20 protein-coding genes and 1 tRNA gene are annotated in these 21,887 nt (G+C 58.2%); 14 read left to right on the top strand and 7 right to left on the bottom strand.

The features are described from left to right. Window positions 1-15 precede the first annotated feature (15 nt). The 4 genes from LDN04_RS02600 to LDN04_RS02585 are packed head-to-tail and all read left to right on the top strand — an operon-like array spanning window position 16 to window position 3,910. On the top strand, window positions 16-348 hold the full coding sequence (locus LDN04_RS02600) for a cytochrome C (protein WP_223906042.1): 333 nt from the start codon (window positions 16-18) through the stop codon (window positions 346-348). Between the two features lie 59 nt (window positions 349-407). Next, window positions 408-1,841 (top strand): pyruvate kinase, encoded by a 1,434-nt coding sequence (gene pyk, locus LDN04_RS02595; RefSeq protein ID WP_223906040.1) that lies wholly within the window; start codon window positions 408-410, stop codon window positions 1,839-1,841. Window positions 1,842-1,883: 42 nt separating this feature from the next. After that, window positions 1,884-3,005, top strand: coding sequence for an NADH:flavin oxidoreductase (locus LDN04_RS02590; RefSeq protein ID WP_223906038.1), 1,122 nt, complete (start codon window positions 1,884-1,886; stop codon window positions 3,003-3,005). Then, window positions 3,005-3,910 (top strand): AEC family transporter, encoded by a 906-nt coding sequence (locus LDN04_RS02585; RefSeq protein WP_223906036.1) that lies wholly within the window; start codon window positions 3,005-3,007, stop codon window positions 3,908-3,910. The genes LDN04_RS02590 and LDN04_RS02585 overlap by 1 nt, the downstream gene beginning before the upstream one ends. Window positions 3,911-3,975: 65 nt before the next feature. On the opposite strand, the gene LDN04_RS02580 is transcribed toward LDN04_RS02585, so the two are convergent. After that, on the bottom strand, window positions 3,976-5,559 hold the full coding sequence (locus LDN04_RS02580) for a peptide chain release factor 3 (protein WP_223906034.1): 1,584 nt from the start codon (window positions 5,557-5,559) through the stop codon (window positions 3,976-3,978). Window positions 5,560-5,904: 345 nt separating this feature from the next. Between LDN04_RS02580 and LDN04_RS02575 the strand changes: the two genes are divergently transcribed. From LDN04_RS02575 to LDN04_RS02560, 4 genes are all read left to right on the top strand, one after another. Continuing rightward, window positions 5,905-6,663 carry a TatD family hydrolase gene (locus LDN04_RS02575; protein ID WP_223906032.1) on the top strand — a complete coding sequence of 253 codons (759 nt, stop codon included), beginning with the start codon at window positions 5,905-5,907 and terminating at the stop codon, window positions 6,661-6,663. A gap of 93 nt (window positions 6,664-6,756) precedes the next feature. Further along, a complete protein-coding gene (locus tag LDN04_RS02570) occupies window positions 6,757-7,536 on the top strand; it encodes a ThiF family adenylyltransferase (protein ID WP_223906030.1) in 780 nt (259 codons plus the stop codon). Between the two features lie 80 nt (window positions 7,537-7,616). Further along, complete coding sequence (locus LDN04_RS02565) at window positions 7,617-8,114, top strand: ferritin family protein (protein ID WP_223906028.1); 498 nt, start codon at window positions 7,617-7,619, stop codon at window positions 8,112-8,114. Beyond that, window positions 8,114-8,437 carry a hypothetical protein gene (locus LDN04_RS02560; protein WP_223906026.1) on the top strand — a complete coding sequence of 108 codons (324 nt, stop codon included), beginning with the start codon at window positions 8,114-8,116 and terminating at the stop codon, window positions 8,435-8,437. Before LDN04_RS02565 ends, LDN04_RS02560 begins: the two co-directional genes overlap by 1 nt. Before the next feature lie 75 nt (window positions 8,438-8,512). On the opposite strand, the gene LDN04_RS02555 is transcribed toward LDN04_RS02560, so the two are convergent. Continuing rightward, window positions 8,513-8,836, bottom strand: coding sequence for a hypothetical protein (locus tag LDN04_RS02555; protein ID WP_223906024.1), 324 nt, complete (start codon window positions 8,834-8,836; stop codon window positions 8,513-8,515). A gap of 100 nt (window positions 8,837-8,936) precedes the next feature. On the opposite strand from LDN04_RS02555, the gene LDN04_RS02550 reads away from it, so the two are divergent. Beyond that, a complete protein-coding gene (locus tag LDN04_RS02550; protein WP_223906022.1) occupies window positions 8,937-10,010 on the top strand; it encodes a chemotaxis protein CheR in 1,074 nt (357 codons plus the stop codon). Between the two features lie 68 nt (window positions 10,011-10,078). Here LDN04_RS02550 and LDN04_RS02545 read toward each other — a convergent pair whose 3' ends face one another. Both LDN04_RS02545 and LDN04_RS02540 read right to left on the bottom strand, forming a co-directional pair. Continuing rightward, the gene (locus LDN04_RS02545) at window positions 10,079-11,059 is read right to left on the bottom strand and encodes a beta-ketoacyl-ACP synthase III (protein WP_223906020.1); all 981 of its coding nucleotides are present in this window, start codon (window positions 11,057-11,059) and stop codon (window positions 10,079-10,081) included. Between the two features lie 248 nt (window positions 11,060-11,307). Beyond that, complete coding sequence (locus tag LDN04_RS02540; RefSeq protein ID WP_223906018.1) at window positions 11,308-11,640, bottom strand: hypothetical protein; 333 nt, start codon at window positions 11,638-11,640, stop codon at window positions 11,308-11,310. Between the two features lie 144 nt (window positions 11,641-11,784). Between LDN04_RS02540 and LDN04_RS02535 the strand changes: the two genes are divergently transcribed. Continuing rightward, the gene (locus LDN04_RS02535; protein WP_223906016.1) at window positions 11,785-12,366 is read left to right on the top strand and encodes a HEAT repeat domain-containing protein; all 582 of its coding nucleotides are present in this window, start codon (window positions 11,785-11,787) and stop codon (window positions 12,364-12,366) included. Here LDN04_RS02535 and LDN04_RS02530 read toward each other — a convergent pair. Further along, window positions 12,363-13,700 carry an HD-GYP domain-containing protein gene (locus tag LDN04_RS02530; RefSeq protein ID WP_223906014.1) on the bottom strand — a complete coding sequence of 446 codons (1,338 nt, stop codon included), beginning with the start codon at window positions 13,698-13,700 and terminating at the stop codon, window positions 12,363-12,365. The genes LDN04_RS02535 and LDN04_RS02530 overlap by 4 nt on opposite strands. A gap of 5 nt (window positions 13,701-13,705) precedes the next feature. Beyond that, a complete protein-coding gene (locus LDN04_RS02525; protein WP_223906012.1) occupies window positions 13,706-15,304 on the bottom strand; it encodes a HEAT repeat domain-containing protein in 1,599 nt (532 codons plus the stop codon). Between the two features lie 182 nt (window positions 15,305-15,486). On the opposite strand from LDN04_RS02525, the gene radA reads away from it, so the two are divergent. From radA to LDN04_RS02505, 4 genes are all read left to right on the top strand, one after another. Further along, a complete protein-coding gene (radA, locus tag LDN04_RS02520) occupies window positions 15,487-16,836 on the top strand; it encodes a DNA repair protein RadA (protein ID WP_223906010.1) in 1,350 nt (449 codons plus the stop codon). 94 nt (window positions 16,837-16,930) lie between these two features. Beyond that, on the top strand, window positions 16,931-17,287 hold the full coding sequence (dksA, locus tag LDN04_RS02515; protein WP_223906008.1) for an RNA polymerase-binding protein DksA: 357 nt from the start codon (window positions 16,931-16,933) through the stop codon (window positions 17,285-17,287). A 54-nt stretch (window positions 17,288-17,341) separates the two neighbouring features. Continuing rightward, entirely contained in the window at window positions 17,342-19,681 is a 2,340-nt protein-coding gene (locus tag LDN04_RS02510; RefSeq protein ID WP_223906006.1) for a GAF domain-containing protein, read from the top strand. A gap of 88 nt (window positions 19,682-19,769) precedes the next feature. Further along, a tRNA-Ala gene (locus LDN04_RS02505) sits at window positions 19,770-19,845 on the top strand. A 134-nt stretch (window positions 19,846-19,979) separates the two neighbouring features. Here LDN04_RS02505 and LDN04_RS02500 read toward each other — a convergent pair. Then, window positions 19,980-21,836, bottom strand: a complete 1,857-nt coding sequence (locus LDN04_RS02500) for a cytochrome c3 family protein (RefSeq protein WP_223906004.1) — start codon at window positions 21,834-21,836, stop codon at window positions 19,980-19,982. Between the last annotated feature and the right edge of the window lie 51 nt (window positions 21,837-21,887).

The raw sequence follows: 21,887 nt of genomic DNA, 5'->3' as shown, positions 1-21,887 counted from the left end.
CAAGGAGTACCCGTCATGAAAACATGTTCCCTTCTACTGCTCGGGGTCGCTGCCCTTGTCTCCGGCTGTGCCATGTTCACAGCATGGAAAACCATCCCTCCGCCGGGGGGGTGTGACCAATGCCATACGGTTCCCATCAGTGCGAACTGGCAGGTAGCCTACAAGGCGCCGATGCTTTCCGACGAACGGGGCGGGGAGTATTTTCAGACTGCCCAGCAGACCTTGCCCCAGCCACCGCGGCCCGCTTCCGCCCTCGAACTGCGCAAGGTTGAAGAGTTGGCTTGCTTCGAATGCCACAAGTCCCCCACTCCTGCCCACCGGGAGCGAAAGGGAAAGTTCCACCATTAACTCGGCGGGGGCCATCGGCCCCCCCGCAGATCATTCCCATCCCAGGACGGTTTCATTCCATGCAAAAAAATACCCGCAGAACCAAGATCATTGCGACGCTCGGTCCCTCCAGCGCCGCCCCGGCCATGATCGAGAAGTTGATCGTATCGGGCGTCGACGTCTTCCGCCTCAATTTTTCCCACGGTGCCAACAAGGACAAGGCTGAGATCATCGCCTCGGTAAGGAGTATTTCCCAGCGCATCGGCAAGGCGGTGGCGATTCTGGCCGACCTCCAGGGACCGAAGATCAGGACCGGCCGGATGGAGAACGGGGCTATCCAGTTGCTCAAAGGGGAACGGCTCGACATAACCACCGATGAAGTAATCGGACGCCCCGGGCTCATCTCTACCATCTACAAGCCCCTTCCCCATGACGTGAAGCAGGGGTCGCGCATCCTCATGGACGACGGGCTCATCGAGCTGAAGGTGCAGTCGGTGACCGGCAACACGGTCCACTGCATCGTGGTGGAGGGGGGGATACTCAAGGACCTGAAGGGGATTAACCTCCCCGGTGTCAACGTTTCCAGTCCTTCCCTCACTCCCAAGGACCGGATCGACCTGGAATTCTGCCTGGCGCATGGCGTTGACTACCTCGCCCTCTCCTTTGTGCGGAAGAGTTCCGACGTGGAGGAGCTGAAGCAGATCATTGCCGACCGTGGCCTGGCCATTCCGGTGGTGGCGAAAATCGAGAAACCCGAGGCGCTTCGTAACTTCAAGGCCATCCTGAAGGTGACCGACGGGGTAATGGTGGCCCGGGGGGATCTTGGGGTGGAGATCGAGGCGGAACGGGTTCCCCTCATCCAGAAGAAGATCATCCAGGCCTGTAACGCGGCCGGCAAGCCGGTCATCACCGCCACCCAGATGCTGGAATCGATGATCAACCATCCCCGGCCGACCCGGGCCGAGACCTCGGACGTGGCCAACGCCATTCTGGATGGCACCGATGCGGTCATGCTCTCCGGCGAGACCGCATCGGGTCAGTTCCCGGTGGAAGCGGTCCGGACCATGGTCAAGGTGGCACGGGACGTGGAGAGTACCGGTCTGGTGCCCACATCGACCCGTCCGGGGGTGCACCGGAACAACATCGCCGAGGCGGTGGCGGAAGCGGCTTGCCATGCCGCTGCGTCGCTCAGAGCGCGGGCTCTCGTGGTTTTTACCCAGTCCGGCAGCACCGCCGCCCTTATCGCCAAGTTCCGGCCCCAGCTTCCGATCTTCGCCTTCACCCCCTTTCTGGAGATCGAGCGGCGCCTGGCGCTCCACTGGGGGGTCCAGACCTTCCACGTCGGGAGCATGTCGGGAACGGACCAGCAGATCGCGGCGGTCGAAGAAACCCTTCTGTCTTCCGGCTTCAAGAAGGGGGACGTGGTGGTCATCACCATGGGGGTGCCGATCGAACTGCGGGGATCGACCAACCTGATCAAGGTGCACAAGCTGGGAGCGGGTTCTTTTATTTGAAGGTAGCTTCAGGCTGCTGATGGGCGTTCGGGAGATGAACGTATGAGAAGCGTATTCGACGAAACAAGGATCAACGGCATGCTGCTGCAGAACCGGCTGGTCCGCTCCGCAACCTGGGAGGGGATGTGCGACGATGATGGCAGGCCGACGGCGAAGCTTGGCGCCTACTACGGCTTGCTGGCACGGGGGGGGATCGGCCTCATCATCACCGGCTATGCCTTCATCCGCCCCGACGGCAAACAGCTTCCCGGCCAGCTCGGCATCCATTCCGACGCGTTTGCCACCGACATGCTCGCCCTGACCGACGCGGTCCACCGGGAAGGGGGGAAGCTTTGTCTCCAGCTGGTCCACACGGGGGGACAGACGAGCTCCAAAGCCATCGGAACCCGGCCGGTGGCGCCATCGGCACTCAAGGTGGACCAGTATCCGGAGGAGCCGTCCGAGCTCTCTCCTGACGACATCGCGGAACTGGTGTCTCTTTTTGGCGAAGGGGCTTGCCGCGCCAAAGAGTACGGTTTCGACGCGGTCCAGCTTCACGCCTCCCACGGCTATCTCATCAACCAGTTCCTTTCCCCGCTCACCAACCGGCGAACCGATGGCTACGGCGGGAGCGTGGAGAACCGTTGCCGCTTCCTCATGGAGGTCTACCAGCGCGTCCGGCGGGCTGTAGGGAAGGAGTTCCCGGTGCTCGTGAAGCTCAATGGCGACGACAACCTCCCGGGGGGGCTTACGCTGGACGACGCACTGGTGGCGGCCCGTCTCCTGGACGAAGAAGGAGTCGATGCCATCGAGGTGAGCGGCGGCACCCCCGCCTCCGGCGATAAAACCCCAGTCCGGCAGGGGATCGAGACCCGCGAACAGGAGGCCTACAATCTTCCCTGTGCCTACCGCATCAAGCAGGCGGTTTCTTGTCCGGTGATGGTGGTGGGGGGGCTTCGCTCTTTCGAAGTCGTCGAGGGGGTCGTCCGCCGTGAAGAGGCGGACTATATTTCCATGGCACGTCCCTTCATTCGCGAACCGAACCTTGCCCGGCGCTGGCTGGGGGGCAATGAGACCCATGCTCGCTGCATCTCCTGCAACGGCTGCTTCAAACCGGGCATGAAGGGGGGGATTTACTGCGTGGTGGACAAGATCGAGCGGGAGAACAAGGGGACGTCGCTTTAATGACCAATGTCATACTGCTCGTCGTCTGTTTTGTTGCCGGCATCTTCCTCCAGAAGACCGGCCGCTTCCCGGCCTCCACCCCCGCGGTCCTGAACGGCTTCATTATTCATATCTCCCTCCCCGCCCTGGCGCTTCTCCATATCCACCGGCTCCATCTGGACACCTCCCTCCTCTATACCGCTATCATGGCCTGGTGCCTGTTCGGTGCCGGATTCCTCTTTTTCTGGGGAGCCGGCCGGTTGGCGGGACTTTCCACTGGCACTACCGGTGCTCTCATTCTCGTGGGGGGATTGGGGAACACTTCCTTTGTCGGGCTTCCCATGATCGAGGCCTATTACGGCAAGGAGTTTCTGGGGATTGGGCTCATAGCCGACCAGCTCGGCTCGTTCCTTGTCCTTTCTACCTTGGGGATCGTGGTGGCGACGGTCTACTCCTCCGGCGATGTGTCGTCCCGCCAGATGGCACGGAAGGTCCTTCTCTTTCCTCCGTTCCAGGCTCTGGTGCTCGCTTTTCTCCTCATTCCCGTATCCTTTCCCGATTGGTTGCCCATCATCCTGCAGAAACTGGGGGATACCCTCACTCCCCTGGCTCTCGCCTCCGTCGGATTCCAGCTTCGTCTGAGTCATATGCGGGGAGAGATCAAACCCCTCTCCATTGGTCTCCTCTACAAGCTCATCATCGGACCGGCGCTCCTTACCCTCCTGTTCGTTGGCCTTTTGGGAGGAAGCGGCAAGGTGATGCAGGTCACTCTCTTCGAGGCGGCCATGGCCCCCATGATCACCGCAGGGATCATCGCCGTGGACCACGATCTCAATCCCCCCCTCGTTACCCTCATGCTCGGGATCGGCATACCCCTCTCCTTCCTCACCCTGCCGGCTTGGTGGTGGCTGTTGCGGGGAGTGTGACGGGAACACAAAAAAAGCCCTCCGGGATGGAGGGCTTTTTTTGTGGCTTATGAAAGGAGCGTTAGTCAGCTGTGTTCCCGGGTTGCGTGGAACTGCAGCTCTTTCCAGTTGTCCATGGTGTTGTCCAGGCGCCACTGGCTTCCTGCCAGATAGGCGAGGTTCCCCTCTCCGTCCCGGTAGAGGTGCATCGCTTCTTTCTTTTCGAACTCCTCCAGCTTCTTCTTCTCACCGGTGACCCAGCGGGCGGTAGCGTAACCGACCGGCTCGTAGGCCGCCTTCACGTTGTACTCGTGTTCCAGGCGGTGCATGACCACGTCGAACTGGAGGAGCCCCACGGCTCCCACGATCCAGTCGCTCCCCATGAGAGGGCGGAAGACCTGGGTGGTCCCCTCCTCGGCCAGTTGGACGAGCCCCTTCTCCAGCGCCTTGGACTTCATCGGGTCGAGGAGCCGAACCTTGCGGAAGTGCTCCGGGGCGAAGTTGGGGATGCCGGTGTACTTCAGTTCCTCACCCTGGGTGAAGGTATCGCCGATCTTGATGGTGCCGTGGTTGTGGATGCCGATGATGTCGCCGGGGTAGGCCTCGTCCACGTTGGTCCGATCCTGAGCCATGAAGATGGTGGCGTTGGCGATCTGTACCTCGCGGCCGAGGCGGCTGTGGCGGACCTTCATGCCGCGGGTGAATTTCCCCGAGCAGATGCGGAAGAAGGCGATCCGGTCCCGGTGGGCCGGGTCCATGTTCGCCTGGATCTTGAAGGTGAATCCGGAGAACGGCTCCTCGTAGGGAGAGACGACCCGGTTCTCGGTCTCCCGGGGAAGCGGCGCCGGGGCGTGCTCCACAAAGGTGTCGAGGAGCTGCTGGATGCCGAAAGTGTTGATGGCGCTGCCGAAGAAGACCGGTGTCTGCAGACCTGCCAGGTACGCCTCCTGCTCGAAGGGATGGGCCGCTCCTTCCAGGAGTTCTACGTCGTTCCGGAGCTCCTCCACCTGGGAACCGAGGAGTTCGTCGAGGCGCGGGTCGTCCAGCCCCTTCACCGTCTCGATCTGGCCGGTTCCCCGGTCAGCCGCCGGATCGAAGAAGGTCAGTTCCTTGCTGTAGAGATGGTAGGTGCCGCGGAATCGCTTTCCCATTCCCACCGGCCAGGTCATGGGGGCGCACTGGATGTTGAGGGTGCTCTCGATGTCGTCCAGAAGGTCAAGGGGCTCGCGCCCTTCCCGGTCGAGCTTGTTGATGAAGGTCATGATCGGGGTGTGGCGGAGACGGCAGACCTCCAGGAGCTTCTTTGTCTGGCTCTCCACCCCTTTAACCGAGTCGATGACCATGAGGACCGAGTCGACGGCGGTGAGGGTCCGGTAGGTGTCCTCGGAGAAGTCGTTGTGGCCGGGGGTGTCCAGGAGGTTGATCTCGTAATCCCGGTAGGTGAACTTCATGACCGACGAGGTAACGGAGATGCCGCGCTGCTTTTCCATTTCCATCCAGTCGGAGGTGGCGTGGCGAGCGGCTTTGCGCGCCCGGACCTCACCGGCCTGCTGGATGGCGCCGCCGAACAGGAGGAGCTTTTCGGTGATGGTGGTTTTTCCCGCGTCCGGGTGGCTGATGATGGCAAAGGTGCGGCGCCGGTCGATTTCCTGCTGGTTGTGTTTAATCACTGCTGTGCTCCATTGTTTTCGTTTACGTGCTTCCGTGAGAGGTGAGCGTCCCGTTCCGCTCAACGTCCCCTCGCCCGCCGCTGTACGGCTCATTTCGCGCCGGCCGTTCGGCCGACTCTGCTCAATTTCGCCTACATCGACTGGCACTCGGGCACATTCGCTCCATGGGACGCCCACCCCCCACGGTGAATATGCTGCGCAAAACACAAGAACGGCGAAGAGAATGTCTTCGCCGTGAGGGAAATAATGACACGGAGGGGTCGAAAGCGCAATAGAAAACTGTCCAGCATCGTCAACGGAGAAACCCCTTTCATTTTTTAACCGTGAAATGATACATTTTCTGTCATGTTCATCGACACCCACTGCCATCTCGACGACTCCTCCCTCCGCGACCGGCTCCCGGATGTCCTTGCTGCAGCCACAGTGGCGGGAGTGGGACGTTTTATCGTTCCTGGAGTGGAGCCCAAGGGGTGGGACGATGTCATGGCGCTTGCCGCCGGAGATCCCCGCATCCTCGCGGCCCCCGGTGTCCACCCTCTGTGGGCGGATCGCTGCAATGACGAGGCGTTATGCCGGCTGGAAACGCTGTGCAGAGAAGCCGTCGCCATCGGCGAGATCGGTCTTGATTACACCTGCGAGGATGTGCCCCGGGAAGTCCAACAGAAGACACTTCGTGCCCAACTCCGGTTGGCGGTAACCAAAGGTCTGCCGGTGCTGATCCATTGCCGCAGGGCCTTTCAGGACCTGCTTCTTATTCTCAGGGAAGAGGGTGCCGAGCGGGTCGGCGGGGTGATGCACGCCTTCTCCGGCAGCGTGGAAATTGCCGAAGAGTGTATCAAACTCGGATTCTTCATCTCCATTGCCGGCACGGTCACTTACGACAATGCCGTTCGTCCGCTGGAGCTGGTGCGCCGGATACCCCTAGATCATCTCGTTTTGGAGACCGATGCCCCGGACATGACGCCGGAACCGTACCGGGGGCGACCCAACGAACCGGCCTTTCTCGTCGAGACCGCCAAGAAAGTGGCGGCAATCAAAGGGGTCTCTCTTGAGGCAGTGGCGGCGGTGACGACGGCGAATGCAGAGAGGGTGTTTAAACTGTAGTATTTCCACGATACGCACACATCACAAGGTAGGGGAGGTGTTCGCATCGTCCAAACGGGCGGCAAGCAGCGTCCCTAAAGCAAGGCTCAAATCATGTCCAATCTGCACCGTTTTTCCCGTACCGAACTCCTGGTCGGCCCGGCCGGTCTGGAAAAACTCAAACAATCAACAGTTGCCCTGTTCGGACTGGGAGGGGTGGGGAGTTATGCCGCCGAGGCCCTCTGCCGGGCGGGGATCGGCCGGCTCGTTCTGGTCGATTTCGACGACATCTGTCTCACCAACGTAAACCGCCAACTGCACGCCATGGACGGTACCGTCGGACACCCCAAGGTGCAAGTTATGGCGGAGCGGTTACAACGCATCAATCCGGCTGCCGACATAATCCCCCACCGGGAGTTCTACAGCGCGGAGAGCAGCGATTTCCTCTTGGCAGACCATTACGATTACGTGCTCGACGCCATCGACCACTTCACCAGCAAGATCCATCTCATCACGAGCTGCCGGCAACGGGGGATACCCATCATCTCCAGTATGGGGGCAGCCATGAAGTTGGATCCCACTCTGGTGCGGGTGGGGGATATCGCTGACACAAGCAAGTGTCGGATGGCCCGGTCGGTGCGGAAGCTGCTGCGCAAAGAGGGGGTCGAACGGGGAGTGAAGGTGGTCTACTCTTTGGAGGAATTTCGGGAGCCAATAATGCAGGATGCCGGCTGCAAGGGGAATTGCATCTGTCCCAACAAGGACGACCAGCGCTTTTCCTGTGAGCATCGGCGGGTCATTCTCGGAAGCATCTCCTTTATCCCTTCCATCTTCGGGCTTACCATGGCTGGAGTGGCGGTAAACGACCTTTTGAGGGAGGACAAAAATATATAATCGCCGTTGACCCCGTTTTATTTTCCGATACACTTTTTACAAAATCGGATTGTTATTAATTAAGCGGGGAGGAACGGGTCATGGGAAAAGAATACACGATGCAGGAAGCGCTGAAGCTCGCTATCCAGGGGGAGAAGGACAGCATGGACTTTTACCGCCGGGCGGGGGCGGCCACCAGGAATGAGCGGGCGAAGAAGGTCTTCGACCTTCTGGCCAACGAAGAGGTCGGCCATCTGAAGGCGTTCTTCGATCATTACAAGGGGAGCGAGTTCGGTGACCTGAAGAGCTACATGGAGTCCCCCCCCGACAAGAAGTCGGCCACTTACTTGGCACTGGAGAAGGCGATCGACGAGAATGTTCACGAGCAGAAGGCGCTGGAGATTGCCCTCAAGGAAGAGAAGGCGTGCATCGACCAGTACACAATCCTGGTCAAGGATCTCGTCGACCCACTGGTCCGCAAGGTGTTTGAGCAGGTGATCAAGGAGACCCAGAATCACTACGACATGATCGAAGACGAGTACATGCATGTAATGAAGATGGTGGACAAGTCCGATCAAGACATCTATGTGAGGGAATAATGGGTCACGTCAGTCATATACTGGGTCCTGCAGTGATGGTGCTTGCGGTACTCGCCGGAACGGTAGCTGCCGAAGAGGACGTGCGGGGAGTGAAGCTACGCCAGCAGGAGTTGAAGGTGATCGAGGAGAAATGTCTCGTCTGTCATAACAGGCAGCGGATAGATGCGGCTGCCGCCGAAAAGCGGGACATGGACAGGATTCTGCGCCGGATGGAGCAGAAGGGGGTTGTTCTTACCGAGCAGGAGCGACAGGTGATGGGCCATTTCAAGGGGCAGCAGGTGTTCAGGCCCCCTGCCGGCGGGGACAAACCCGTCGTCAAGTAGTCGTCGTGGCTATCGGCAGAAAATTTGAGGGGCGGTCGGGAATTTCCCGGCCGCCCCTTTTCGTTAGTACATTCCCTAACGCGTGGCAGTCAGGATGAGTCCGTTCCTGTTGGCGGTGACACGGCAGGCGGAGAAACCCTGCCGCTTCAGACGGAAGAGGAGAAAGGGGGCTGCCAGGGGAAGCGCACCGGGAAAAAGGAGGGAAAGGTTGCCGGCGTCATCCAGGGCGCCGTGGAGGTTGGCAAGTAGCCAGGACAGTTCCTCTGCCGACACCGGCCGGGTGGACGGAGGCCGATTGCCCGGTGGGACGGGTGTATGCGTGTCGGGGAGACGTCGCCCGGGAACCAGGGCATGGCGGACAATGAGCAACGAAAAATGGAGCCTGGCAAAAAATGACATGGTCCGTACTCTAACATGTTGGGCCAAAAGGCTCAAGCCGTCAGCTGATGAGCACTTTTTCCCCTTTCCTCGGGCGCCGATTGTGGCTACAATCCCCGCCATGAGTCACTCTCCGCTCCAGTACACTCCGTCGTTCGATGACGATGCGGTCCAGTCCGAATTGCAGCAGTTGCTGGTTACCGGCCCGCTCCATGACGATGTCCTGGAACGACGCAGTGCCCGTTTGAGCGAAATGTTCAGTCTGTATGCCACCTTTTCTCCCTACGGATTATGGGCGCCGGGGCTTATTTTGACCCACGAAATGCGGAGCCTCGCCGAGCAGTATCTCCCCCTGGCGGAGATATTGTGCTCCCTTGAACGGATGATCGTACGGTCTTTGCGGGTCGCACCGGAGCTGGCGGGGTCCGCCATCCGCAATGCGGCCACCTGGCTCGATCTTCTCGACCAGCTTCAGCCGCTTGTCCGTCACCCCGACCCGGGCCGGCTCCTGCGGGAACTCATGGCAGATGACGGGTCGCGCCGCCGTTTCCTCTGGCGGATATTCCTTCCTCCCCGCTACGGGTGCGACTTCGACCGTTATCCGGAGCAGGGGGCATTTCTTCGGAACTGGCTGTCCAGGAATCGGCTCTCGGCCGGCAGCGTAGTGCGGTGTCTGGATGCGGCCTGCGGCACCGGTGAAGGGACGTATGAACTTGCGCGGATTATCCATGAGGCGGTGACCGGCTGGGGGGCCTGGCTGGTCGATGGCGTGACACTGGAGCCGTTGGAGCTCTTTTCCGCCACCCATGGCTACTTTCCCCATGACCTCGGCCGGCAGATGGCATTCCGTTCCCGGGTGGCACCTCTTCTGGCTGCGGTCCCTGCGAAGCGCGTTTCTTTCCGGCAGGGAGACCTGACTGGCCCCGCTTCCGCAGCCGGACCCGGTTACAGGATCATCGTCTGCAATGGCCTGCTGGGGGGACCGCTCCTCCACGAGGAACGCCAACTTGTGGCGGCGGTGGCCAACCTCGTGACACTGCTCGAACCGGGCGGCGTACTGCTGGCTGCCGACCGGTTCCATGGCGGATGGAAGAAGCGGGTTCCCCGTGACAATCTTCGGGATCTTCTGGTGGGCGGCGGTCTGCAACCCCTTGCCGTAGAGGACGGAGTTGCCGGGATCAGATCCTTGGCGTGAAACGAAAAAGCGCAGCCGGGCGTTGCCGGTTGCGCTTTTTATTGTGGAAATGCGTCTGGTGTCGGAAGTCAGAACTGGAGCAGCATCCCACCCCAGGAAAGCCCACCCCCGAACCCCATCATAAGAACTCGCTGGCCCGGTTTAATAGTGCCGTTCTGCAGGTTTTCATCGAGGGCGAGTCCAACGGATGCGGCGGCGGTGTTTCCGTAGCGGTCCAGGTTGAGGAGAAAGCGCTCCTTGGGGATTCCCATCTTTTTGGAGATAAAGTCGATGATACGGAGGTTGGCCTGGTGGGGGATGATGTGGTCGAGCTGGTCGGGAGTAATGTCGGCCCGGCGGGTGAGTTCCGCGATAATCTGGGGGATTATGTCGGTTGCGAACACGAACACGCTTTTCCCAGCCATCTTGAACGTATTTTCCCCCGCGGAGATGGTCTCGGCGGTGATCGGTTTGCGGGAGCCTGAGGAGGGGACCTGGATCAATTCCCAGCCGTTGCCGTCGCTTTTGATGAGGCTCTGCAGAATCCCTTTCTTCTCCGGCGAGGCACCCAGGATCATGGCGCCGGCTCCGTCACCAAAGAGGGGGCAGGTGGTCTTGTCCTGGAAATCGAGAATCTTGGAGTAGGTATCGGCACCGATGACGAGGATTTTCTTATATTTACCCGAACGTACGAAATTGTCTGCAGTCTCTACGGCGAAAACGAAGCTGCTGCAGACGGCGTTCATGTCGAAGGCGAAGGCGTTCTTTGCACCGATGTTTTTCTGCACCATGCAGGCGGTAGCGGGGAGAATCATATCGGCGGTTGAGGTACCAACGATGATGCAGTCGAGATCTTCCGCAGAGATAGAGGCACGCTGCAGGGCCTGTCGTGCCGCGGCGGTGGCGAGATCCGACGTTGCCTCATGTTCGGCGGCAAAGCGGCGTTCCCGAATTCCCGTACGGGAGAGTATCCAGTTGTCGGCATCCTCCACCAGGTAATTGAAGTGACTGTTTGGCACAACCCTTTCGGGGACGGCCCCGCCGGTCGATAGAATGTGAGAATATACCATGTAATGCCTCGATTCCCCGCGAATGCTCCAATGTGCAATCTTTTCGTGGATCTGATTTCAGGTAGTTTTAACAAATATTGTTTTGCAGAATATTGTTTGCTTTGGTCAAACCAGTGCAGCTTGCTGGTGGAAGCCTCTCTCAGAAGGCTTTGCGGCCCGCTGCGATACGTCGTTTCAGTGACATCGGAATGGACTTTTATCGCACACCTGTAGCTGATTTGTCAAAATAATATTCCGCAGTGTAGAATTCATCGCGTCTCGCCGTTGCCGTTGCACCGTGCCAGTGCTGCATCGACGACGGAGTAGAGCCAGAGGCCGAAAAAGCTTGCCAACAGCAGTCGCGCCATTGGCGAATGTTGTCGCAGTTGCTCCATCACGCGGCCCGCATCTATTCCACTTCGGCTGCCTGTTGCAAGTACCAGTTGACCAACACCTTGCAGAACAAGCCAGAGTGCGGCGAGCAGGAAAAAATTCACCAGGATGACAAGAATAATCCCTTTCCGGCGGTCGCCTTTATATACCTGGCCCAGTCCCGGTAGAACAAGGGCGGACAGGAGTGCTGCCTTGATGTTGAACTGCATGAATACACGCTCTTTTCTTTCCACAGCAGCCCTTATGTATGCAATGCCCAAGTACGGAGTTAAACGGTGTGACGAGGGGCTGTGTGCCATTTGGAAATATAAATGTTGTCGTTGGCGCTATTTTTTTGTAATAATGCCCTTGCTATGGAAACGGCGACTACGGCAAAACGGCGAACAGCCCTGACAACTCTGTTGAAGGACCCCGAGGAAGAGGTTCGTCTGGCGGCTGCACATGCTCTGGAGCGGTTGGAAGGAATCGGCAGCCTGGAGGAAGTGCTCGATCTTCTGAAAAAAGGAGATCATGCCACCAGGATAAAGGCCATCTATGCACTGGGGCAGATCGGCGGGGAGGGGGCGCTGCCAGCACTCCTCTACTGTATTGCCCGGCCCGAAGAGGATATCCGGGCGGCTGCCATAGAAGTGCTCGGCCGACTCGGCCATCCCGGGGCCAAAGGGCCATTGTCGGAAAAACTAAAGGACCCGAGCCCCGCCCTTCAGTCCCAAGCCATTGCCGCTCTCGGCAACTTCCGGGATTCTTCGCTCATCCCGCTGCTGGTTCCCTTTCTCGATGCCGGCGACGGTCTGCTGGATGCCGAGGCGGCGCGCGCTCTCGGCAAAATCGGCGCCGCTGGCTGCGAAGAAAAAATCATCTCACTGCTCCAGTCTCCCCATGCTGCCACCCGGCAGGCGGCTGCCCTCGCTCTGGGAGAACTCCCGGTCAGCTAAAGATACCGTCCCACGTCGATGTTCTTCAGGAGCGGGTCAACCACCGTCACGATGCTGGCGTACCGGTTGCCCGCGTCGTTGACCAGTCGCAGCATGGGTGGTTCGGCCACCATTTCCCCCCCTGCATTGATCACAACCTTTATGATAGGGGCTTCATGATTGGCCGGATTCGGCCTCACGACAAGGGCAATTTCGTTGTTGTCGAGCCGGACCAGGGTGCCCACCGGATATTTCCCCATCATTTCCACGAACCGTTGCACCATGTTGCTGTCAAGATAGCTGCCGGCGAGGGTTCGCATCTGGTCCAGGGCGGCCTTCGGGTTGAGAGGGTTCTGGTAGACCCTGAGGGTGGTGATGGCGTCATAGCAGTCGGCCACCGCAATGATCTCGCTCAACGTGTCGAAGGGAAGCTTTCGAGCCCATTCCGGATAGCCGAGCCTGTTGTACCGTATATGATGACCCAGAACGGCCTGGGCGATCTGGGGGCTTACCCCTTCCATTTCGCTGATGATTTTCGCCCCGGTTTCAGGGTGTTTTTTCATTTCATCGAATTCGGCGGCGGAGAGCTTTCCCGGTTTGTTGAGTATCTGCTTGTCCACCTGTGTCTTGCCGACGTCATGGAGAAAGCCGGCGACACCTGCTTCCTCGATGCCCGCCTGGTCGAACCCGAGTGAGGCGGTAAGGGACATGGCGAGAACCCCCACGTTGACACTGTGGTTGAAGGTATAGTTGTCGTAGTCCTTGATCATGGAAAGGCCGAGAAGTGTGGTCGGGTCCTGCATGGTAAGGGTGACGAGCTTCTTCACCACGCCGATTACCTTGCCGCCGCTGGGGATCCTCCCCATTTCTATGTCCTTTATGACGTCGCGGATTACGTCGAGGGCCTGCCCGTAGGTTTCGAGAGCCCCGTTGGCCTCTTCTTCAGCGACTTTCAGCCGGATGCTCGCAATCTGTCGCTCTTCGAGCTTTCTCGCAATTTCGGCGCCACACGTGCCTTTCTGGGCCAGAAGTGATATGAAGATACTCAGGTCTTCCCGCGAAACCCCTCTGCAGATGGTGAGGCCGCTGATCTCCTTTTCCAGGAAGCGGTCCGCCAGTTCCGTCATTGCCGGTGAGGGGGTGACGAAAAGGTGCTCCTCCACGAACAGGATGCCATCGATGATCCCCATGTGAATTTCGGGGCTGGTCGAAAGAATCCCCTGACAGCCGGCGTAAATCTCCTGCAATGGCTGCATAATTGCAGGATGCCCCGCCGGATAGAGATGCATCCCCTTGGTTGCACCGGAAATGAGCGTGGTTAGCCGCTGCGCGTTCTGGAGGGTAATGGTTCCCATTTGCTCTAACCTGCCAGCCGTTCAATGTTGTCGACGGCTTCGCCGCAGGCCCTGCCCAGGCCCCCGCCGGCGGACATCCGTGCTTTCAGAGTGGGGATAGCGGCTTCGTCGCCAAGTTGGCCCAGTGCTGCGGCTGCAGCAGTTTTGAGCTCTTGCCATCTGCTCCAGGCGAACCAGTGCCAACTCTGCAGAAGTCCTGTGAGGTGGGGGGTGGCCCGTCGGTCACCGATTCGGCCGAGGGCCTGGAGGGCCTCCTTTTTCAGGGGCAACGACTTCATGAACAGGTCACGTTGGGTGACAATTCCGATGAGGGGCTGGATCGCAAGCTGGCTTTTCATGATGCCGAGGGACAGGATTGCCTGTTTGACAATGGTGGTATCACGGTCATCCAGCATACCGATGATGGTAGATTCCGCCTCTTTACCGCCGATGTTCAGGAGTGAACGGATAGTTTCCTTCCGTACCCGGGGATCGGCGTGATTGACGGCATGCTGCAGTTCTCCGACGCATTCTTGACTGCATATTTCACCCAAGATGGCTACCATGTTTCTCACCACATACCAGCGCTCATCCTGCAGTGCTGCCACCAGCGGTGGGATCGCTGCAGGTCCGATCTTGACGATGGCGGTTGCCAGAGCCTTTCTGGCAAGGAGGCTGTCGGCGATACAGAGGCGCTGGACGAGGACGTACACAACCTTTGTCCCCAATTGTCGCAAGACCCGGTAAATCATCTCGCTACCGGATGGATCACGCTGTTCCAGTTGTTGCAAAAGAAAGTCGGTAGCCGTTCCTGCCGCAACCTGCTCCAGGGAGAAACTGGCATATTCGCGCTGGATGGTGTTTCGGGACTGATCGTCGATCTGTTCCAGGAGCCCCTGCATTGCTGGCAGAAGAGGAGCGAAATCTCCATTCCCCTTATAGTTTTCTGCCTTGCCGACAAGAGCCCGGGCCAGTTGAAGATAACGGTTGTCATCCGATTCAGTTTTCATCATAGACAACAATTCGTTGAGGGAGTATTCCCTGGCTTCTTCCTGGGCCTCGGGAGGAGTGAGGTCTTCTCCCAGAGAGCTGGCGTCGCCTTCTTCTTCCGCCTCTTCCTGCGCTGCTTCCAGTTCCTGCCGCTTCTGCCAGATCAAGGAGAGGTCGATCTCGTTGGGCCAAATGGTTGTGATGCCACGCTGTGACATGAGCTTTTCCATACCGCCGGCGGCATGGACCTGCTGATGGTCAAGGGAAAGCAGGAGGAGAAAGGCTTGCAGGTCGGTATCGGTCAGGTCGGCCATGAACGTGATATGCTGGATGCGCCGGATGAAGAATTCCCGTGCCAGTGATTGGGCCATGGGACTGATGTCGGGGAGGACGTCGCCGGCATTGTTCACGAAACCTTTCCGGGAGACATGCAGCGTCAATTCCTGGCCCGCCAGCAGGCGCACCAGCGAACCATAGGCATTGCCCAGGTTTTCCCCGCGGAGAGGGTGCCCTGTCGGATAGAAGCTAAGGGCCTTGAGGGCCTTGTGAAGGTCAGTGAGCGCTGATCCCAGCAGGTGTGTGGCATCGTCCTTCGGCTTTACCAGTCTGAGAGATGCATCTTTGTTCGTGGGCATAGCTGATTCCTTGGCTTTTTCGGCCGGCAGGTGTTTCAGGGTAATAGAACGAATTTTATCGTAGTGGCGAAAACTTTGTCAAACTTTATGCTTCATTTCCGGGATTTTATTGTCGTCTGCCGGTTGTTGACAGGGGGTGGCAAAGGGGATACTATCCGGTAAATCACGGTAACGAGGCGCCATTGAAGACGAAAACCCTGTATACCTGCCAAAAATGCGGCTATCAGTCGGCCAAATGGCTTGGCAAGTGCCCGGACTGCGGTTCATGGAACAGCCTGGCGGAAGAGATCGTCGGCCGGGGCGGAACTGAAACGGCCGCGGGCGGTTCGGCCACCCCCGTTTCCATCAGCCGGGTGGGTGGCGAACCCGAGCGCCGCCATACCTGTGGTATTGCTGAATTCGACCGAGTCCTTGGCGGCGGGCTGGTGGAAGGTTCACTGGTCCTTGTGGGGGGGGATCCGGGAATCGGGAAGTCAACCCTTCTTCTCCAGGCAACCGACCACCTTGCAAGGTCACTCGGCAGTGTCCTCTATGTCTCCGGCGAGGAATCCCCCCAGCAGATACGCATGCGCGGTGCCCGCATGAAGGTGCAGGCGCCTGAACTGCTTATTCTTGCGGAAACCATGCTGGAAAAAATCCTGACCCAGGTGCACCGTGTGAAACCGGCGGTACTGGTGGTCGATTCGATCCAGACGGTATTCACGTCTGCCCTGGAATCGGCGCCGGGGAGCGTGAGCCAGGTTCGCGAAGTGGCCGGCCGCTTGATGATGCTGGCCAAGGGGAGCGGTATTCCGGTTTTCATCGTCGGCCATGTAACCAAGGATGGTTCCATTGCGGGTCCCCGGGTGCTGGAGCATATGGTGGACACCGTTCTCTATTTCGAGGGAGATGCTGGCCATCCCTTCCGGATTCTGCGGGCGGTAAAGAACCGCTTTGGGTCAACCAACGAGATCGGAGTGTTCGAGATGAAGGAGGGGGGGCTGTGCGAGGTGAAGAACCCGTCCGAACTGTTTCTCGCCGAGCGCCCCCTGGCGGTTTCCGGATCGGTCGTGGTCGCGACGCTGGAGGGAAGCCGTCCCCTGCTCGTCGAACTGCAGGCCTTGGTAACCACATCATCCTTCGGTGTCCCCCGTCGAACCACCATCGGCGTTGACCACAACCGGCTGGCACTTCTCGTTGCGGTGCTGGAGAAGAAGGTGGGGCTGAGCTTGGCCGGACAGGATATCTTTCTCAACGTTGCCGGCGGAGCACGGTTGAACGAACCGGCTGCCGACCTGGGAATGGTGGCGGCGGTTGCCTCAAGTCATCTGGACAAGACTGTGGACCCCCATACTATCCTGCTTGGCGAGGTGGGGCTTGCGGGGGAGGTCCGGGGGATTATCCAACCGGAGGTGCGGGCCAGGGAAGCCGCCAAGCTCGGGTTCAGTCGCTGCCTCATGCCTGCGGGAAACGTAAAGCAGGTGAAGGGGGTAAAGGGTTTGGAACTGGTTGGGGTGAAATCGGTCGAGGAGACGTTGGAAAAGCTCTTCTGATTTGATGTCTCTCCTCCCGGCAGGAAAATTTTCCTTTACTTAGCAAGGAAATTTTCTTAGTATTAAAAGGATTTATATACCGACGGAGAGATCTATGGACGCAGAAAAACTGGAATATTTCCGGGGCATATTGTTGGAAGAGATGCGCACCCTTCTTGGTGAAGCCGGTAAGACAGTATCGGAAATGACGGCGGATAACACCAACTTCCCCGATCCGAATGACCGGGCCACCCAGGAATCGGACCGCAATTTCGAGCTGCGTATCAGGGACCGGGAACGCAAACTGATCAACAAGATCAGGGAGGCCCTGGAGCGTATCGATGAAGGTACTTTTGGCACCTGCGATATGTGTGGCGAGGATATCAGCGAGGGAAGGCTCAAGGCCCGACCGGTGACGACGCTCTGCATCGATTGCAAGATCGAAGAAGAAAAGCGCGAAAAAGTGCCCTGAAACGTCTCCTCCCTGTTCGCCTTACCCTCACAGCGGGGCGCTCCCGGAGCACTCATGGTCAATCTGGACCGATATAACCTGCTGAGCCGTGCGGTACGGATAGCCAACTCCGCCAGTCTTTCCTATCCGGCAAGACTGAAATCCCTTGCCCAAACGGTAGAACAAACTCTCCCCATTTCCTCGTGTGCCATTTACAGTCTTGACGACGATCAGCATGCCCTGTTCCTGTTGGCCGCAAGCGGCGGTGCCGGCCGGCCTACCACTGAATCCGTTCCTCTTGGCGAAGGGGTTGTCGGGCGTTGTGCTTCCCTGAAATCCGTCGTGCACGACCTCGACACTTCATTCCATCCCGCCGGAACCTTGCAGAACAACGATCATCATATAGCTCTGCCGATACTCTCCTCGGGCCGGCTGTACGGTGTGATGACTCTCGGAATGCGTGACTGCGCCATCTCCCCCTCTGAAATCATGACAATGATGGAGGATGTTCCGGTGGTGGTGGCCGGTGTCATGCAGGGGTTCAGGATGGCAGCCGGCTCTGCCCGACGTGTCAGGAATCTGTCCATCCTGAGCGAATTGGGGCAGATGCTCAATAAGTCAGCCCCCCCCCGTTCCCTTATTCCTCTGATCCTCAGTGCAAGCCATGCCTATGCAGGTGCCTGCTGCACTCTGCTCCGCCTGAACGGGAAAGGGGGGATACCCGGGGGAGTCTACCGAAAGTACCGTTCCCGCTTCCGCCCCGTACTGCGGACCCTCCTCGATATCGAACTGGACTGCTCGGCAAGGGCTCAGGCCAGCGGGGTACCCATTCTGACACGGGATCTGGTCAGCGAGGAGGACATCCCCCTCTCATATATCTGTGTGCCACTGGCCTTTGAATCCAGAATCATGGGGAGCCTAACATTTTTCGGCAAACAGGAGCCGAGCGGCCCCCGCCAGAATCTGGACGAGGAGGATCGTGAACTGTTCGAGAGCATGGCCATGCTCATTTCCAATGCGCTTACCGGCGCGGCCAATTACCAGCAGATGCTCACCCTGAGCGTTGAAAACGACAAGAAGCTGAAGGAGCTTTCATCACTCTACCGGATCAGCAACACCATGCTGTCCACGATCCGGCTCAACAAACTGATTCATCTTATCCTTACGGCCCTCACTGTCGGCGATAACCCATTTTTCGATCGGGCCATGCTGTTTCTCATCAACAAGCGCTCCGGAGTCATGCAAGGGATGCTCGGTGTTACCCGCGAGACTTCGACCGGCCTCCACAAATCGGCGACGGATCTGGGCGATCTGTTGACCAGTCGTTGGGATATAACGGAAGAAGATATCGCCCGTCAACTGGATGCCGACTTCAGTCGTCAGGTTCGGTCGATCCGCCTTGAATTGAACAAGACAAAAAATATATCAACACGGGCGGTACTCGATAAACGTCTTGTCTTCGTGCCGGATGTGGACATGGAGAAGCGCGTGGACCGCGATTTCGTCCGGCGCTTCGGTATAACATCCTTTGCGTCTGCCCCCCTTATTGCCAGGGAAGAAGTTGTCGGTGTGATGGTGATCGACAACGGGATAAGCAATCGTCCCATCAGCCAGGAAGACCTGGGCTTTCTACAGCTTTTCACCAATCAGGCGGGAATGGCGATTGAAAATTCGATCCTCTACAACCGGATCGAGGATGCCAATCGCAGCCTGCGAGAAGCACAGGAGAGGCTGATCCAGGGAGAGCGCCTGGCGACCATTGGCGAAATGGCGGCGGGTATTGCCCATGAGTTGAAAGGGCCATTGGTGTCGATCGGCGGGTTTGCCCGGCGTCTGGAGAGGAAGCTGCCAGAAAAGAGCGCCGAGTGGGAGCATGCTGACACCATCGTCCGGGAAGTCTTGCGACTGGAAAAGATGTTGACGGAAATCCTTTCGTTCACCAAGAAAACCACTATCTGCTACAGCTGTTGCGGTATTACCGACATCATCGAGGATGCTCTGGCGGTAGTGGTTTTGGCGTTCGAAGAGAATCATATACGTGTCGTCAAACATTACCCCCGCAAGCAGATTTCGCTGATGGCCGATTGCAAGCAGATTGAGCAGGTCTTTTTGAATCTCTTCTTCAATGCCCACGAAGCCATGAAAGAAGGGGGCGAACTGACTATCACGGTTTCTCCTGCCAGGTTGGCGGGGAAACGTGCCGTTGCGGTGAAGGTTGCCGATACTGGCGGGGGAATTCCCCTTGAAGTGCTCAACAACATCTTCAACCCTTTTTATACGACCAAGGAGACCGGAACCGGCTTGGGACTTCCCATTTCCAACCGGCTTATCATAAATCATGGGGGTAAAATCCAGATTGAGAACCGGCCGGGAGAGGGTGCCATCTTCTCGGTGCTCCTGCCGCTGAATGTCTGATAAATTTTGCTTTGCTTGCGGAACGGTTTGAGGTATAAAAGACGAATCCTTGCGGGGAATGGTCCTGCGGGTGGCATATGATGTTCAAGGGGCTGTAGCTCAGCTGGGAGAGCGATGCGTTCGCAACGCATAGGTCGACGGTTCGACCCCGTTCAGCTCCACCAATTTTATAGAAGGGGCAACTCAATTATGAGTTGCCCCTTTTGTATTTCAGTGTGCGGGGAAGGGAAATTAAGAACAAGAAAAAAGGGGGTGCCATGACGGCACCCCCTTTTTGTTCTTCAAACAGGAACGGATGTTAGTGGGAACCACCCGCGATGAAGGCGTAGATCATGAGGAACAGCAGGGTGAGGCCGGTGAAGAGTGCCAGGAAGCCGAACCCCTTGACGAAGAAGTCGTACATGATCCCGCTGGTGTGCTTGGCACGGAACTTCTCGGTGATGCCGGCCTCTTCATAACGCTTCCACTGATCGCCGCGCTCTTCGATCATCTCTTCCTTGGATATCTGGCCATTGAAGATGACGAAGTCCATGGGGAACTTCTCGGGGCGGCCATGGGTATTGAAGAAGTGGACCGAGAAGATGAAGCCAGTAGCAAGGAGCGCTTCGTCGGAGTGGATGATGGTTGCCACGTTGAACATCCATCCCGGCAGGAATGCGCCGAATATTTCGGGGAACCAGAGCATGAGGCCGGAGCCACCGATGGCGAACATACCCCAGAAGACGGCGATGAAGTCGAATTTCTCCCAGTAGGTCCAGCGCTCGAAGGTCGGCTTCGGCCCTCGGAAGAGGAACCAGCGGACCATGCCGGTGACGTCCCGGATGTCACGGAAGTTGGGGCAGAGGGAATCTGGCCCGAACAGCCGCTGGAGGAAGTTCCCCTTGATATCCTTGCGGATGAAGAGGAAGTGAACGCTCATGTAGAGGGCCGAGCCGAAGTAGACAAAGGTGATGCCGGCGCAGATGCGGTGGATAAGGCCTGCGTTGGCCGAACCGCCGTAGATGTTCATAAGGATCTTTGCCCACTGCTGGTCGCTGAACTTCAGCGGCAGACCGGTCAGGGAGAGACCGAGGAAACTGGTGATCACCAGCAGGTGCAGGAAGATGTGGATGCGGTTGAAGCGGCGATACTGGGCATGGGCCTCGGGAACATGGTGGGGCACATGTCCTTCCATGAGAGCGCGGGCCTTTTCGCGATTTTCCACGAAGCCGCGGAACATCCAGAGAAGGGTGTGGACCCAGAAAACGGCAAAGGTGGAGACCAGCAGGCCGGTCATGGCAATAAAGGTGTAGAAGAGGATCGGATATTTCTCACGGTCATTGTGCTCACCGTGGGCATAGAACTTGGTAAACAGTCCGGTCGCCCTCGTATGGCACTGGGCACAGGTTTTAACCAGGTTTTTCGAGTTGACGCTGGAGTTGGGGTCCTTGGCGGGGAGCACGCTGTGAGCGGTATGGCAGTCTGCGCAGCCGGCGACCTTTTCCGGGAAGCCGAGGCGATAGTTCTTGCCGTGGTAGCTTGCCATGTAGGACTCGACCGCCACCGTGGTGACGTTGTTTCGCTGCATCATCTTATGGTCGGCATGGCACTTCATGCAGACTTTGGTGTGGAACTCCCGGGTTTCATGGGAGTTCCTGTCTTTCAGCGATTTGATTTCGTGGAGGTTGTGGCAGTCGTTGCAAGCGGCGGAATCCTGGTTGCCTGCTGCTACCGCCTTGCCGTGAATGGACTGCTGGTAGACAGATTCCTTGTCATGGCACTGGATACATTTTGCGACGACCTTGCGCTTGTCCTTTTTCCAGTAGGTATGGGTATGGATATCGGTATGGCACTGGGCACAGCGGATATCGTTCTGGGCATGGACGCTGTTGTAGTGCTCGGCGGTCTCTTTCTTGTGACAGCGTTCGCAGGCGACCTTGGCGACCTTGACCTCGCCCTTCATATGTCTGGTGAGATCGGTAATCTCCACATGGCAACTGGTACAGGCGTTTTTGCCGTGCACCGACGCGGCGAATGCGGCGGCGGATATTTTGTTGCTGTGGCAGCCAAGACAGGTGGCCGGATCGATGGCCATTCCCTGTTCTGCCGCTGCGGGTCCGACCAGGCCGATGACGATCAGCAGGGCAGGAAGAAAACGAAAAATGTTCTGCAGCATGCAAACTCCTCCTAACTATTGTGTATTAGTCTGTTGTGGAAATTATAAAAC

Source organism: Geobacter sp. AOG1 (assembly GCF_019972315.1).
GTDB lineage: Bacteria > Desulfobacterota > Desulfuromonadia > Geobacterales > Geobacteraceae > Geomobilimonas.
This window is presented reverse-complemented; position numbering and strand designations above follow the sequence as displayed.

What these genes read in the sequence shown, in the direction of transcription:
- LDN04_RS02570 (WP_223906030.1), top strand. Translation starts at nt 6,757, where the DNA reads ATGTCCAATCTGCACCGTTTTTCCCGTACCGAACTCCTGGTCGGCCCG.
- LDN04_RS02600 (WP_223906042.1), top strand. Translation starts at nt 16, where the DNA reads ATGAAAACATGTTCCCTTCTACTGCTCGGGGTCGCTGCCCTTGTCTCC.
- LDN04_RS02550 (WP_223906022.1), top strand. Translation starts at nt 8,937, where the DNA reads ATGAGTCACTCTCCGCTCCAGTACACTCCGTCGTTCGATGACGATGCG.
- LDN04_RS02535 (WP_223906016.1), top strand. Translation starts at nt 11,785, where the DNA reads ATGGAAACGGCGACTACGGCAAAACGGCGAACAGCCCTGACAACTCTG.
- LDN04_RS02590 (WP_223906038.1), top strand. Translation starts at nt 1,884, where the DNA reads ATGAGAAGCGTATTCGACGAAACAAGGATCAACGGCATGCTGCTGCAG.
- LDN04_RS02585 (WP_223906036.1), top strand. Translation starts at nt 3,005, where the DNA reads ATGACCAATGTCATACTGCTCGTCGTCTGTTTTGTTGCCGGCATCTTC.
- LDN04_RS02565 (WP_223906028.1), top strand. Translation starts at nt 7,617, where the DNA reads ATGGGAAAAGAATACACGATGCAGGAAGCGCTGAAGCTCGCTATCCAG.
- pyk (WP_223906040.1), top strand. Translation starts at nt 408, where the DNA reads ATGCAAAAAAATACCCGCAGAACCAAGATCATTGCGACGCTCGGTCCC.
- LDN04_RS02500 (WP_223906004.1), bottom strand. Translation starts at nt 21,836, where the DNA reads ATGCTGCAGAACATTTTTCGTTTTCTTCCTGCCCTGCTGATCGTCATC.
- LDN04_RS02575 (WP_223906032.1), top strand. Translation starts at nt 5,905, where the DNA reads ATGTTCATCGACACCCACTGCCATCTCGACGACTCCTCCCTCCGCGAC.
- LDN04_RS02510 (WP_223906006.1), top strand. Translation starts at nt 17,342, where the DNA reads ATGGTCAATCTGGACCGATATAACCTGCTGAGCCGTGCGGTACGGATA.
- LDN04_RS02560 (WP_223906026.1), top strand. Translation starts at nt 8,114, where the DNA reads ATGGGTCACGTCAGTCATATACTGGGTCCTGCAGTGATGGTGCTTGCG.
- LDN04_RS02555 (WP_223906024.1), bottom strand. Translation starts at nt 8,836, where the DNA reads ATGTCATTTTTTGCCAGGCTCCATTTTTCGTTGCTCATTGTCCGCCAT.
- dksA (WP_223906008.1), top strand. Translation starts at nt 16,931, where the DNA reads ATGGACGCAGAAAAACTGGAATATTTCCGGGGCATATTGTTGGAAGAG.
- LDN04_RS02545 (WP_223906020.1), bottom strand. Translation starts at nt 11,059, where the DNA reads ATGGTATATTCTCACATTCTATCGACCGGCGGGGCCGTCCCCGAAAGG.
- LDN04_RS02530 (WP_223906014.1), bottom strand. Translation starts at nt 13,700, where the DNA reads ATGGGAACCATTACCCTCCAGAACGCGCAGCGGCTAACCACGCTCATT.
- LDN04_RS02525 (WP_223906012.1), bottom strand. Translation starts at nt 15,304, where the DNA reads ATGCCCACGAACAAAGATGCATCTCTCAGACTGGTAAAGCCGAAGGAC.
- LDN04_RS02540 (WP_223906018.1), bottom strand. Translation starts at nt 11,640, where the DNA reads ATGCAGTTCAACATCAAGGCAGCACTCCTGTCCGCCCTTGTTCTACCG.